Here is a 14490-nt window from a genome sequence, read left to right as displayed (position 1 = left end):
TTGTAGGAGCTGCCGAAGGCTCGGGCCGCGATCGGACGATCTTTTGTTTTTCAGGATCAAAAGATCGCAGCCTTCGGCAGCTCCTACAGTAGGGTGATAGGCACACAACTTGCTCCTATTTCCAGCATCTCAAGGCTGGAAGATCCCATGCTGCACTCCCACCTCACCACCCTCAATGCCGTCTCGCTGATTCTCAACACGTTCAAAAGCGAGGGCCTTGCCGATGATGCGTTGCTGGCTGGCAGCGGCATCCGTGCCGCCGATCTGAACCGCGCCGACACCCGCATCACCACCAACCAGGAAATGCAGGTCTGCGCCAACGCGGTCGCGCTCAAGCACGATATCGGCCTAGAACTGGGGCGGCGCATGCACGTCTCCTGCTACGGCATCCTTGGTTACGCGCTGCTGACCTGTGCCACCTTCGGTGACGCTTTGCGCCTGGCGATCCGCTATCCGGCGCTGTTGGGAACACTTTTCGAATTGAGCCTGGAAGACGATGGCGAGCGCGTCTGGTTCGTCGCCGCCGACTATCGCGAAAGCCCGGCAATGGCAGTGTTCAACGCCGAGTTCTGCCTGGTGTCGCTTAAAGTCATTTGCGACGACCTGCTCGGTCATCCGCTGCCCCTGCGCGCCACACGGTTCGAACACGCCGCGCCGGATTACCGCGCCAGCTACGCCGAACACTTTGCCAGCCCGCTGCACTTCGGCGCCAAGAACAACGCCTTTGCCTTCGACAGGCACTGGCTCGATCAACCGTTGCCGCTGGCCGACATCATTACTCATCAGGCCATGGCCGAACGCTGCCGCAAACTGAACACCGAGTTCACCGGGCGACAGGCGTGGCTCGGGCGGATTCGCCAGTTGCTCGGCGCCCAGCTAAACGCCGCGCCGGGGCTGGAGGGTCTGGCGCAACAGATGAAATGCTCGCCGCGCACCTTGCGCCGCCACCTCAAGGACATGGGCAGCAGTTATCAGGAGCTGCTCGACGAACTGCGCTTCGAACGCGCCAAGCAGATGCTGTGCGAGGATCAGTTGCCGATCTACCGCATCGCCGAAACCCTGGGTTTCAGCGAAACCGCGAGTTTTCGGCATGCGTTTGTGCGCTGGAGTGGTGTGGCGCCGAGCCAGTTCAGAGCCTGAAGATCAAAAGATCGCAGCCTGCGGCAGCTCCTGCATTAACCTCTGTAGGAGCTGCCGCAGGCTGCGATCTTTTGATCTGACGAAGGGGCGATTAACGGTCAGATGTTTTGGCCATATCAATCCCCTTTTGGCCTTTCCTGCCGTTCTCCGATGCGCCGCGCGCCGCAACACTGGGGGCAACCGAATCAGCCTTGCGGAGAACAACAAATGCTGACGATCTACTCAGACGATCACCACCTGCACCATGGCCGCTGCGAACTCATCGACGGCCAGCTCAAGCCGTGCTTCGAAATGCCCTCGCGAGCCGACCATGTGCTGCAACGGGTACAGCAGCAGAACTTCGGCCCGGTCGAGGCGCCGAAGGATTTCGGGCTGGAGCCGATCGCCCGGATCCACAGCCGCGACTACCTCGACTTCTTCAAAGGTGCCTGGGCACGCTGGACCGAGTTCAACACCGACGGCGACCTGCTGCCCTACACCTGGCCGGCGCGCACGCTGCGGCCGATCAAACCGACCAGCCTGCACGGCCAGCTCGGCTATTACAGCTTCGACGGCGGCGCGCCGATCACCGCCGGTACCTGGCAAGCGGCCTACAGCGCGGCGCAAGTGGCACTGACCGCCCAAGCGGCAATCCAGCGCGGCGCACGCAGTGCCTTCGCCCTGTGCCGTCCACCGGGACACCACGCCGCCAGCGACTTGATGGGCGGTTATTGCTACCTCAACAACGCCGCCATCGCCGCCCAGGCGTTCCTTGATCAGGGCCACAAGAAGGTTGCGATCCTTGACGTCGACTACCACCACGGCAACGGCACCCAGTCGATTTTCTATGCGCGCAGCGATGTGCTGTTCGCCTCGATCCACGGCCACCCGGAAGCCGAGTTTCCGTTCTTCCTCGGCTACGACGATGAACGCGGCGAAGACGCCGGTGAAGGGTTCAATTTCAACTATCCACTGCCCGCCGGCTCCGGCTGGGATGCGTGGAGCGCAGCATTGGAGCAGGCCTGCAACGAGATCGAGCGCTACGGCGCCGACATCATTGTCGTGTCGCTGGGTGTCGACACGTTCAAGGACGATCCGATCTCGCAGTTCAAGCTCGACAGCCCCGACTACCTGGCAATGGGCAAACGCATCGCTGCCCTCGGCAAGCCGACGCTGTTCGTCATGGAAGGCGGCTACGCGGTCGAGGAAATCGGTATCAACGCGGTGAACGTGCTCGAAGGTTTTGCACAATGAATCGACTCGGGATCAGGATCCAGCGCGACTCCCTCAGCTGATATCCGCGTCCCAACGAGACCCGCCGACGCGGGTCTTTTTCTCTGCGGTATTTATATACCACCCCGCTCACCCGATCCGTCACTACCTTGCCCGGTCATTGCTCCGCATCTTCAGCGGTGCCCGTGCCTCAAAAGGATGTGACCATGCCCGACGCTTCCAGCCCAGCGCCCGATCCGATCAACGTGCAGTACGATCTGCTGACGCAATTGGTCGCCGGCCCTTCGATCAGGGAAGTTGCCGCCGCAACCCTGCGTCCGGCCCTGACAGCGCTGTACCCGCAACTGCAGATCGACCCAAGCCTGGCGGCGGTGGTCGCGCCCTCCTGGTTATTGACCAAAGACCACGTCGCGCCCGGTCCCAGGCATTTCGAATCACTGACCGGCGCGCTGGTCCGGCATGCGGTGGGGGCTACGCCGGTGCTCTACCTTGAAGGCGAGCACTACCTGACACTGCAGCCGCAGGACCAGGTACCGGCGCAGTTGCCCGTCAGCATCGAAGCCATCGGACACTTGCTCAACGAGCTGGCGCCGCTGCTGTTCGTCGCCTTTCAGGAGCAGCAACTCGATTACTGGAACCAGATCACACGTGCCGCAACGCCCCGCTGGAAAGGCTTGTCGACATCCTTGCGTGAGCGCTGGAACGTCCCCGCCAACCCGGACTGGGACAATGACCGCAGCGCCATGGCGCGCCTGCTGTTCAGCCATCCGGACAAAACTGTCCGCGCCGCTCACGACCGCTACGATTGTCGCGCCTGCCTGATCGATCTGGACGCGGTTTCTGCAGGCGTCAGCACGCACCTGAACCTGCTCGATATGGCGGTGCTGATCGGCACAGTCGATAAACGCACGGTCATCACCACCCACACCATCGTGCAGGGTTTTCAGGCGTTCGATTCGTTCGAGGCGCTGGGAGAGTCGCTGCGCACGTATTCCCGTGAGCAGAAACCCGGTGTCACCGTGAATTGGCGCCTGATCGAACCGCAGGGGAATTTCTTCGATCATCTGGCGTGTAATCTGATTGCCCTGCAATCGGACGGCATCGGTTCGCTGGCAGATCCTCCGTCCGCGCCGGTGGCCGATCTGGCCCCGCATATCCGCCGCACCAGCCAGGACTTCTCACCGACCGCGAAAGATGCGCCGTCGCGACTTGACCGGGTGCAAGCCGCGCTGCCCGACTGGATGGCCAACGCCAGCTCCACCGACCTCACGGCCTACAGCCGGCACCTGATGGACCTCGCTGTTGTACAGGGCCAACACAAGGGGCTGGCATTCAACGACGGGATCAAACCGATCCGCGCTTACGCCGAAGAGCAATTGCGCGTCGCCCTGCTCGAGGACCATCCCGACGCCACGGATCTCGACCTGGCCGACATCCACGTCGATATCGAAAGCGTGGTGGCCTGGGGCAGTTTCCTGCCACCGGTGCCGACCGAGCACACGCGGTTGAACCTGATCGATCTGGCGTTGCAGAACCTGATTGCCTTGCCGACCGGCAACAAGAGCGTCAGCAGCGGCGCTTCCTCGACGCTCCCGGAATGGCTGACCGTCAGCTATCTGGAGACGCTGGTGACACGGATGGACATCGGCAAGACCTACCCGGCCCTGATCAAAACCAGGCTCCTCGATGATCCTCTCGACAGCCTGCGACGGCAGAATCTGTTCACCGCGCGACTGCGAATCGAACTGCCGTTACTGGCCTTGCAGCAAAAAATCCGGCAGCACAACGGCGTCGACGAACTCGGTTATCGCTATGTCGCAGCGGTGGTCCAGGTCCTTGCAGCCAACCGCCGGGTAGAGGGCGAGGAGATCGTGATCCGCCCGCTGGCCTTCAAGCCCGGCTGGCGTACCGGGGCGTCAGCGGATGAAGTGACCAACATGTTCGTGATCGGACCACGGCAGATGGACAAGGGGCCATGCCTGCTCTATCGGCCCTTGCTCGATCAACCACTCAGCCAGTACCCGACGCCGGCCAATCTGATTTACGCCATTCGCCATGCTCCCGAACTGCGCAAGTCGGTACTCGCCTGGCTGCCGGACAACGTTCGGCCCAACTACGCCAACTATGTTTTCCCCGGCAACTTGCCTTCAGTCTGGAGCGTCTCGCAACTGCTGGCCGACCCTCTCACGACGCTGCAAATGAGCGGCACGCTATCCTTGGGTTCACGGGTTATCGAGGGTGATTATCTGGCCGGCTTTTATCAGGCCAATGCCAACGCGCTGATCGATCTGGCACAACGGCAGTCGCTGTCCAATGCGCAGAGTCGCTGGGAGACCTTCAAGCAAGCCGCCTGGCTGATTCTCAACGCCGCATTGCCTTTTATGGGTAAAACCGTCGGCACCGCCGCATGGATCTGGCAAGTGCTCGACGATGTGCAACAGACCATTGATGGCCATGCAGAGGACAGCTCTGCCCGGCAGGAAAGTGCGATCACCGATCTGCTGTTGAACCTGGCGGTCGTACTCGCGCATCACGCTGCTACTCGTCGTCCACCGGCCGCCAGACGCACGGAAAAACCGCTGATCAAGATCACCACACAAGACCCGCCAGCGGCGAAGGAAGTGCCAGGGGAAGTGACGGTGGCCGTTGTGCGCTTGCCCGACGTCACCGGTGCTGCCAGCGCTACGAGCCATTCCGCCAGCCTCGCAACCGACGTCGTCCTCGACCTGGTGCGAACCCTCGAACGCTTCCGGATTACCCCTCCTGACGACTTGATGCCACCCCCGCGCGACGGTGGTCCGTATCAACACCTGCATTGCAGCCAGAACCGTTTTTACACAAAGGTCGGCGAGCGTTGGTTCGAGGTGGCAGTCAATGAAGATGCTGACGTGTCGATCATCGATTCGCGCGAACAGCCCGCGCGCCAAGGCCCAGGATTGATTGGTAACAGCTCCGGCGACTGGTACATCGATACCCGCCTGCGGCTGCGCGGCGGCGGCATGTCGAGCCGGCGCAAGGCACTCAAACAGCAAAACCGCCAGCGCATCGCGGATCTCAAGACACAACTGGCCGATTTCGACAGAACGCTGGAAAACGCCAACAGTGAGCTGACTCAGGCATACACCACCATGAAACAGGCCAGCGACAAGGCCTTGCCCGCCCTGCAACAGCAATTTCTGCAAAAGCTCGAACAGCGCACTGGCGAATATGCAGTGCCGATGGAACAGCTCAAAACGCTGAACCAGCTCGAAACGGTACCGACTTACCGCACCTCCATGACCAAGATGCTCGGCGCCCAACTGTTCCTCAACCAGAGCTGGCTGGACCAGAAGAAACATGAGTTCGGGCAAGCGCTCATGCAAACCCTGACGCTGCTGGAGGCCGAAGAAACCAGCACCAATGCCGAGGGCCGAGCGACCTATCAGAAAATGATCGACCTGAACGAAGGCCTGATCGGCAAGATCGAATTTGCCCACGCATGCTTCCTGGATTTGAGTCGACTGGGTCGAGGCGCTTCGGAAATTGCCGCTACCTACAAGGCCCGACTGCCCGCCTACAGTCTCAATGACCTCAAGGCTCTGCAGGTCTCACTGACCCGTGAGGTCTGCCTGAAAGAGGGCACAAGTGCCGCCCTGACAAGCGCCAGAAACGACCTGACTCGAATCCTCGACACAACCACTCTGGCCATTCAGACCTCGCAGGAACTGATGCTTGAGAACGGCGTCTGGGTCGCCGAGGAGCGTATCGAGGCACTCAATGGTGTGCTTGAACAATTCGCCGCGACGGACCGGATCCTCGAAGATTTTGCGATCGCCCATCAAAAAGTCGTGCTGGAGCAACCCTTCGCGCTGATGTGTACGCGGATCAGTGAATTTCATCAGCAAACCGAACGTTTCTTCGCGCAGTTGTTGCTTGAACAGCCAACCCAAACGCCACGCTCCGTCCCTGCCAAAGCCACCACAGCCTCGCGCAAACGGGTGGTGAAAACCCGCTTCCGCGGCACCGTGGTCGGTGAAATCCGCACCGCGGCCCCCGGAGAGCCGGTGCTACTGGACGTGCGCGCACCGTTGACTGGACAGGTGATCGCCACCTTTCACGAGAAAACCCCCGGCGTCTGGCTGGAGCGTGTCGCGGCACAACCTCATCGATCAGTGACGAAACCCGCCAGCGCCGAAACCTTGATCGCACAAGGGCAAACGCTGCTCGATGAACTGGACAATTTCATCGCTCAGACGGACACCAGCGCCAGGAAGCCCGGACGCCTGCCCGTTGAAATCGAGGAATTGTTCCAGCAGAAAGCCGAGCAGTTCGACCACGCCGCTCGCGCCCTGGAAAAACTCCCAACGCCCGCCAACACCACCCAAAGCCCCGCCAGAAGCAATACCGCGTTGATCGCGCGACTGAACGCGGCACGTGATCGCTTGTACGCGGAGGGTCAGCGCCTGCGTGTCGAAATGATCAAGCGACAGCCCCCCACCGCCACTCGCGTCGAATGGCTGCACAGCAAGAATGAAATCGACATCGTCGCCAATGGCAGCCGCCGTCGTCTCAAGGGCCCGCGCAAGGATTACCTGCAGGAATACGAGATTCGCGAACGCAGCAGCGGGCAGACGCTGTGGTATGCACACTTCCATTACGCCGCCGCAGACTCGCCGGCAAGCGCCTTCACCGCCGCCCACCTGAAGCTTCGCGATCAACGATTGCTGGGCGCGTTCGACAGGCGCGCGGCCACTTCCGACCCGCAAGTCATCACCATCTATCGCAGCGAGATCAGCCCGACGCTGGCGCGCACGCTGTTTTTCTCTCGCGCATGACCCATCAATAAGGATATTGATCATGATCGAACTTCCCGCGGATCACGCCCCTCCCGTACTGCTGCAAAAAGGCCTGCTCATCCACAAAATCAGCCAGGGCCCGACCGTGGACGAGGTGGGTGCCCACATGCTGCGCACAGCCTTGAAAAGCCTGTATCCCCATTTGGAACTCGACCCCGACCATACGCTGCTCGGTACCCCGCAGTGGCAAGCCACGGACGACGGTGTGAGCGCTCTGCCCACTCGCTTTGAATCCCTGACCGGGACGTTGATCAGACTGTTTTTCAGTGACTCGACAGCCAACCTGCTGGAGGGTGAACATTTTCTGACGCTGAATCCGCACGTCACACCGATCGTGCACCTGGATGTCGATATCGAAGCGATCGGCAGGCTGCTCAACGATTACACGCCGCTGCTGTTTGTCGCTTTCGGCGAGCAACAACTGGCTTACTGGAACAGTCCCGGCAAACGTGAGCCGCGCTGGCGCGAATTGTCCGATGCCCTGCGCAAAGCGCTGGACGTGCAAAAGGCCGATGGCTGGGATGAGGTGCAGTGTCAGGTTGCCCGGACCGTCTCCATGCACCCGGACAGACAGGAGCGTGCCGCACGCGCTCCGGCGTTTAGCGCCATTCGCGTCTGCCTGATCGACATCGATATCGTCGACGAACTGGGCGCCAGCCAGCACCTGCTGTTGGGCGGCGCTGCAGTGCTGACCGGGCGCTACCAGGAGCGCGATCTGGTCATGTTGTATACCGTCGAGGAAGGTTATGAATCGTTCACGTCCCTGGAAAAACTCGGGGAGGCGTTGCCGACGCGCATCGAAGAGCGGCTGGCCGGAAGGAATGTGCAATGGCAGTTGTTCGAACCCGATGGCGATTTTTTCGACCACATGGCCTGGGCGCTGGTCAGCACCCAGCTCGACGCCATCGCCGCGATCACGCGCGAAGATGTTGCCGGTGAGCCGGCTGATCTGCAGCTTGAACCTGCGCTGATCGAACACAGCGGCGTCGGGAAGCCCGGGACGAGCATGGCGCTCGACGAGTCGATACCCCAATGGTTGCTGCGGGCCTCGGCGACCGATCTCGACGCCTATGGTCGCAGTGTCAGCGCGCTGGGCAAGTTGTATCGCAATACCGACACCCGTCTGTTCCGCATCCTGCCGCTGGATACCTTCGCGCGTACGCGCATGCGTGAGGCAATCATTGCCGACAAACCCCAGGCCTCCTCGTTGCCCCTCGACAGCCTCGAAATCACCATCACCAACAGTTTCGAATCGGGCGGCTTCACCTTGCCCAATCCGCTCGACACCCACACCGAAAATCTCGGCGAGTACGCCTTGCAGAATTGCCCGCCGTATCAGGCACGGGTGCAGTTCAATCCCTCACACGCAGTGCCGGACTGGCTGAGCGTGGACTACCTGACGACAATAGCCAACAAAGTCGACATTGGCTCGGCCTATCCGCGTCTGCTCAAGGACAAGCTGGTCGATGACGCCAGCCAGGCCTCCCTGCAAAAGCATTTCTACATCAACCAGCTGCACGCGTTACTGCCGCTGATGGCGCTGGAGTACAAGATCCGCGGCCTGGCAGGCTTCGATGAGCGCGGCTATCAGTACATACTGCGCTGGCTTCATCCTCTCCCCGATCACCCGCAACCGGTGGTCATTCGCCCGCTGACCTTCGTGCATGCCGGCAACACCACCGGTGATACCGTCACCGACATGTTCGTCATCGCACCCCGTCAGCCGGCCGGCGGACCATGTCTGTTGTACCGCCCGCTGTTCGATCCGCCGCTGCTGCAGTTCGTCTCTGAGCAAAATCTGTTGTATGCCTTGCACCAGCCGGGTGACCTGCGCGATTCGGTGCTGGCGTGGCTGCCTGACTCGGCCATCAGTTTCAAATATGCCCAATACGCTTTTCCGGTCGGCCTGCCTTCGCCATGGCTCGGCCTGCAAATGCTGAGCGAACCCTGGACCTCGGTGAGCTGGGCCGGGCCGATAGAACTGGCCACGGCCGAACTGAGTGGCGATGTGTTCTCTACGCTGTTCAACACACACGCGCAGGCCATGGGCGCACTCGCTGAGCGCCAGTCCTTGTCCAATTCACAACGGCGCTGGGCCCTGCTGCGCGACAGCGGCTGGGCCTTGTTCAGCCTGGCAGCCAATTTTCTCAGCGGGCCGGCGGGTGCTGCCGTCTGGGTCTGGCAAAGCATTGGCGACATCGATGCCAGCATCAATGCCTATCAACAGGGCGATACCAGGACCCAATGGAGCGCGGCCGGGGATTTGCTGCTGAGCCTGGGCATTCTGCTTGCCCATCATGCCGGCATTCGGCGCAAAACCGGCGCCGGGTATGCCTCGCGCCTCGTAGACAGCACGCTGGCAAAGCCCGCGATTGCGGCGCCGGGCGAGCCCGCTGCGCCGAAGGTCATGTTCAATCCGGCGACGCTGACCGGAGAACTCCCTTCCAGCCACTACTCCGCGCTGGAAGCCAATGGCTCGGTGCCCCACCGATCCCCAGGGGACTTTTCCACCTACCTGCAATCGCTGGCGGTCGCCGCCCCTGACTTGACGGCACCTGGTGTGCAAACCCTGAGCAGCGGCGCCGCGCCGCTGTATCGACTGAACGGCAGGATGTACGCAAACGTCGGCGAGCGCTGGTTCAATGTCCGGGAGAACGACGACCAGCAGGTACAGATCGTTTTTCCGCGGGCACCGGCAAAGACCGGCCCCTTGCTCAGCCATAACCAAAAGGGCCAGTGGTTTGTCGACACCCGCTTGCGTTTGCGCGGGGGAGCCGGTGGCACCAGTCTGAAGAGTCAGCTGCGCGAACAACGCCGACTCAAGGCCGAGCAACAGGCCGCTTTCAAGACCGCACTGCAAGCCTTCCAGAGCCGCGAAGCCAGCGGTAATGCCACACTGCTCAGGCTGCATGACGAAATGACACGGGCGACCGGCGCCGAGAAAAGTCTCGCGACCGAGCGTTACGTCGATCAGGCGCAAACGTTGATCGGCGACTACGAACAGGCGTTGCAGAATCTCTATCAATGGCGCTTCGCAGGTGGCAGTGAGGGTTATCTGTATGACCTGATCAGCATGACCACCCAGTTGCACAAGAACCTCAGCCTCTGGTTTCTATTCAAGCGCAATGCCTATGCAAAACTCACCCGGGAACTCGCCGAAAACACCGAGCACCTGGGCGAAAACCTGCAAGTGTCGCTGCAGGCTCATATTCATAGCGTGCGCCAGGCGTTGACCCTGGGCCAGGCCATGGTTGCCCGTCTGCAACTGTGTCACACCTCCATTCTGCCCCTTGAACTTGCCGGCGGCAGCGGCATCACCGTCGCGCAAAAACTGCGGCGCCTGCTGCCGGCGTTTTCCCAATGGGATCTGAAATCCAATGAAATCGGCATGTCCCATGAAGTCAGCATGCGCGGTGCCCCCAGCAGCGACTCGGCGCCGGCTCGGGACGCCGTCGGTATGTTGATCATTGAGGCGGCGACGGCCACGCGACGGCACTCGGCGATGCTTCGAACGGCGGACGACGGCGCTCAGCCCGCCGCACAGATCACCACCCTGAGCCGGTTGATCGACGTATATTCCGATGCCATTCAACGACTGGCCGACCTGCCTGACGAATACCCTGACAAGGTTGACCCAGGCGAGCTCGGGCGTATCAGCGGCCTGATCGGTGAGTTCAAGCAACTGGCGCAGGAACAACTCGATCAATTGCTCCCGGCAACGCTGCCTCCTGCCGCCCCGACGCTGCCCAAACCCGCAGTGGCCGGGCCGTCACGACCGAGCGCCAAAGTCACCAAGAGTCGTCCCCGTGTACCGGCACCCAAACCTTCCACGTCGCAACAGGCGGCAGCCCTCGACACAGTTCTGCTGGCCCGGCCACGACCCGCGGCACAACCGGTACTGGATGACAGCGATATTCTGGCGCAGGCGTTGGATCTGAACGAAAACATCCAGGGCTTTATCGAGCACACGCGCAAGGACGCCCTGAAGCCCAATCGCATTCCCGCCGACATGCAGGATCTTTTTGATCAGCAGGCGCAGCGGCTGGAGGCCGCCGCCGTCAGCCTCGAAGGCGTATTTGCGCGCGCGCGCCAGGCGAACCGGCCACCGCCCCCGGTGGGCATGCTGCCGCTGGAGTTGCAGCTCGGCGCCACGCGGTTGCGCGAAGAGGGAGTGCGTACCCGCGCCGGCCTGCTCAAGGAACGCCAGCCCCGACTGGCGTATGTGCAGTGGATGCTGGACAACCGCCAGATACGCATCGAAAAGAACCCACAGGGGCGGATCAAAACCAAAAAACGTCAGGACTATTTTCTGGAGTACCGTGTGCTTGATGTCACTCGTCAGGACCAGCCATTGTGGCTGGCGCACTTTCATTACGACTCGTTGAATACACCGCAGGAACAGTTCACGGCGGCGCATCTGAAAATCGCTGACGAACACTTGCAGCAATTCACTTCCGAGCGGCGCGAGGCACTTCTGGCCCTGACACCGCTGGACTATGTCTTGCGCCGGATCAGCGACCCGAGCTTGTTCTTCGGCGCCGCGTGACCCTCGCGGCGGTCCTTGCGGCCTCGTTCAACTGACCTGCCAGGCGCTGCGCAACCGGGCCAGCGCAGCGCTGATGGCATTTTCCGGTACAGCGGCAAAACCCAGTACCAGACCGGCTTGCCGCTGTGGTGAATCCGGCAGCCAGTAACTGCTCAGGCCGTTGATCTCGACATCGACAGCTTTGGCCAGATCGATCAGTTCGCGCTCCCGGACCACGTTGTCCACCGGCACGGTCAGATGCAGGCCGGCGGCGACCGTAGGCAGCGCGCCGACCCCGGGAATATTCGGTGGCCAGCCCTCCAGCAGGGCATTGCGCCTACTCAGCGCGGCCCGCCGCATGCGTCGGATATGGCGCTGGAAATGCCCGGCAGCCATGAATTCGGCCATCACCGCCTGGGTGCTCACCTCGGAATGCCGGACATCCACCGCCCGGCGTTGAGCAAACGCCTGCACCAGAGCGTTGGGCAACACCAGATAACCCAGTCGCAGCGCCGGAAATGCAACCTTGCCGAACGTCCCGACATACAGCACGCGTCCCTGCTGATCGAGTGCCGCCAGCGGCGCCAGCGGTGCGCCGCTATAACGGTACTCGCCATCGTAGTCATCTTCGATGATCCAGCCTTGCGTGCGTTCGGCCCAGGCCAGCAGTTCCAGACGCCGCGCCAGACTCATCACCACCCCGGTCGGGTATTGATGAGACGGCGTGACGTAAGCCACCCGGCAGTCACTGGCGGTGTTCAATACCGAGCAATCAAAACCTTCAGCATCGACCGCAATGCCCTGCAGGTGTCCACCCGCTACCGCAAAGGCATGACCGGCGGCGCGATACCCGGGATTTTCAATGGCCACGCTGTCGCCCGGCGTCACCAGCAACTGTGCACAAAGGCTGATGCCCTGCTGGGCGCCGCTGGTGATCACAATTTGCTCAGCCGTGCATTGCATGCCGCGCGAGCTGCGCAGGTAGGCGGCGATCAAACTGCGCAGTCGCGAGTCGCCAGCCGGATCGCCGTAACAGAGCTGCTGCAAATCCGGTTTTCGCCAGAAAGCCGCATTCAGCTTGGCCCAGACATCGAACGGGAACAGATCAAAAGCCGGTACTCCCACCCGAAAAGCCTTTGGCGGCCCACTGGGTGGCGCAGCCAAATGATTATTTTGCAGGCGTTGCACAGCCGTACTGTGGATAACTTTACTGGATGTAATCCCAGGGAAATCTGTCGATTTTGTGGATAAAGCTGTGGGTAAGCCTGTTGAAAACCCTGTGGATGGATTTGTGGATAGTTTTTTCGGCTGAGCGAGCGAAGGTGGCAACTGCGCGACATAAGTACCATCCCCCACCCTCCCCTCGATGAAGCCCTCGGCATATAGCTGATCATATGCGCGCACCACGCTGTTTCGTGAGATCGCCAGCGCCACTGCCAGATCACGACTGGCGGGCAAGCGGGTACCGCTGGCGAGCCGGCCATCCAGCACCCGCAGGCGCAAGGCTTGATAGAGCTGGCGACTCAGACCCTGGCGGCGGTCAAGTTCGATCCCGGCGGGATTGAATGGCAGTGACAGCGTAGACGATGCTGGCATGGCAATGGACCTGTGAAATTGGTCTTGAATGGCTCTTACAACAGTCCAATAGCCTGCCTAGGATGCAGGCATTCGCCAAGGAAATTTTCTCCATGTACACGCCACGCGCCTTTGCCATCGACGACTTGTCCCAACTGCACGAACTGATCCTCGCCACCCGCCTCGCCATTCTCGTGACTCACGGTGAAAGCGGCCTGCAGGCCAGCCATGTGCCGGTGCTCTTGCATCGCGAACAAGGCGAGAACGGCACGCTGTACGGACATCTGGCCAAGGCCAATCCGCAGTGGAAAGACCTGCGCGACGGCGCCGAAGCCATGGTGATCTTTGCCGGCCCGGACGCCTACGTCAGCCCCGCTTTCTACCCGAGCAAGGCCGAGCACGGCAAAGTCGTGCCGACCTGGAACTACATCGCGGTGCACGCCTACGGCCATGCCGAAACGTTCAGCGATGGCGGGCGCCTGCTGGATATCGTCAGCACCCTCACCGATCGCCATGAAGCCGGTCGCGCGCAACCGTGGAAGGTCGACGACGCGCCGGCCGATTACATCGACGGCATGCTCAAGGCGATCATCGGTTTCGCCATTCCCATCGAGCGCCTCGAAGGCAAGCGCAAGCTCAGCCAGAACCGCAGCGCCGAAGACATTGCCGGTGTACGTGAAGGGCTAGCCGCCAGTCCTGACCTCGCCGATCAGACCCTCGCCCACTTGATGCGTTAAGGAACCAGCATGAGTCAGATCCAGATCCGCCCGGTGACCGCCGCTGATCACGCCGCCTGGCTGCCGTTGTGGCAAGCCTACCTACGCTTCTACAACACCGAGTTGCCGGACGCTGTCACCCACAGCACCTGGCAACGCTTCCTCGACCCGAGCGAACCAACCCACGCCGCTTTGGCCTGGGCCGACGGCAAAGCCGTGGGCATGGTGCATTTCATTTATCACCGCTCGAACTGGAGCATCGAGAACTCCTGCTACCTGCAGGATCTGTTGGTCGTGCCAGAAACGCGCGGCACCGGGGTCGGGCGCCTGCTGATCGAGCACGTCTACGCCACCGCCAAGGCTGACGGCTGCGGCAAAGTCCATTGGCTGACCCACGAGAGCAACGCCACCGCGATCCAGCTCTACGAGCGCATCGCCGAACGCCCGGGATTCATCCAGTTTCGCAAAGCCATTTAAGGAGCCGCGC

At 61.5% G+C, this 14490-nt stretch carries 7 protein-coding genes; 6 read left to right on the top strand and 1 reads right to left on the bottom strand.

Going from position 1 to position 14490, the window contains the following annotated elements:
- Positions 1 to 147: 147 nt before the first annotated feature.
- From ACXR0M_RS01050 to ACXR0M_RS01035, 4 genes are all read left to right on the top strand, one after another.
- Positions 148 to 1140 (top strand): AraC family transcriptional regulator, encoded by a 993-nt coding sequence (locus ACXR0M_RS01050; RefSeq protein WP_458829119.1) that lies wholly within the window; start codon positions 148 to 150, stop codon positions 1138 to 1140.
- 207 nt (positions 1141 to 1347) lie between these two features.
- Complete coding sequence (locus ACXR0M_RS01045; protein WP_458829117.1) at positions 1348 to 2373, top strand: histone deacetylase family protein; 1026 nt, start codon at positions 1348 to 1350, stop codon at positions 2371 to 2373.
- 185 nt (positions 2374 to 2558) lie between these two features.
- Entirely contained in the window at positions 2559 to 7166 is a 4608-nt protein-coding gene (locus ACXR0M_RS01040; RefSeq protein ID WP_458829115.1) for a hypothetical protein, read from the top strand.
- 22 nt (positions 7167 to 7188) lie between these two features.
- Entirely contained in the window at positions 7189 to 11733 is a 4545-nt protein-coding gene (locus tag ACXR0M_RS01035) for a hypothetical protein (RefSeq protein WP_458829113.1), read from the top strand.
- A gap of 27 nt (positions 11734 to 11760) precedes the next feature.
- On the opposite strand, the gene pdxR is transcribed toward ACXR0M_RS01035, so the two are convergent.
- Complete coding sequence (gene pdxR, locus ACXR0M_RS01030; protein ID WP_458829111.1) at positions 11761 to 13308, bottom strand: MocR-like pyridoxine biosynthesis transcription factor PdxR; 1548 nt, start codon at positions 13306 to 13308, stop codon at positions 11761 to 11763.
- Between the two features lie 92 nt (positions 13309 to 13400).
- Between pdxR and ACXR0M_RS01025 the strand changes: the two genes are divergently transcribed.
- Positions 13401 to 14024 carry an FMN-binding negative transcriptional regulator gene (locus tag ACXR0M_RS01025; protein WP_458829110.1) on the top strand — a complete coding sequence of 208 codons (624 nt, stop codon included), beginning with the start codon at positions 13401 to 13403 and terminating at the stop codon, positions 14022 to 14024.
- Between the two features lie 9 nt (positions 14025 to 14033).
- Positions 14034 to 14480, top strand: a complete 447-nt coding sequence (locus tag ACXR0M_RS01020) for an N-acetyltransferase family protein (protein ID WP_458829108.1) — start codon at positions 14034 to 14036, stop codon at positions 14478 to 14480.
- Positions 14481 to 14490: the final 10 nt, after the last annotated feature.

The organism is Pseudomonas sp. Eth.TT006 (assembly GCF_054456575.1).
This window is presented reverse-complemented; position numbering and strand designations above follow the sequence as displayed.

Excerpts from the sequence above, each read along its gene's own strand:
- ACXR0M_RS01050 (WP_458829119.1), top strand. The coding sequence starts at position 148 with ATGCTGCACTCCCACCTCACCACCCTCAATGCCGTCTCGCTGATTCTC.
- ACXR0M_RS01045 (WP_458829117.1), top strand. The coding sequence starts at position 1,348 with ATGCTGACGATCTACTCAGACGATCACCACCTGCACCATGGCCGCTGC.
- ACXR0M_RS01040 (WP_458829115.1), top strand. The coding sequence starts at position 2,559 with ATGCCCGACGCTTCCAGCCCAGCGCCCGATCCGATCAACGTGCAGTAC.
- ACXR0M_RS01035 (WP_458829113.1), top strand. The coding sequence starts at position 7,189 with ATGATCGAACTTCCCGCGGATCACGCCCCTCCCGTACTGCTGCAAAAA.
- pdxR (WP_458829111.1), bottom strand. The coding sequence starts at position 13,308 with ATGCCAGCATCGTCTACGCTGTCACTGCCATTCAATCCCGCCGGGATC.
- ACXR0M_RS01025 (WP_458829110.1), top strand. The coding sequence starts at position 13,401 with ATGTACACGCCACGCGCCTTTGCCATCGACGACTTGTCCCAACTGCAC.
- ACXR0M_RS01020 (WP_458829108.1), top strand. The coding sequence starts at position 14,034 with ATGAGTCAGATCCAGATCCGCCCGGTGACCGCCGCTGATCACGCCGCC.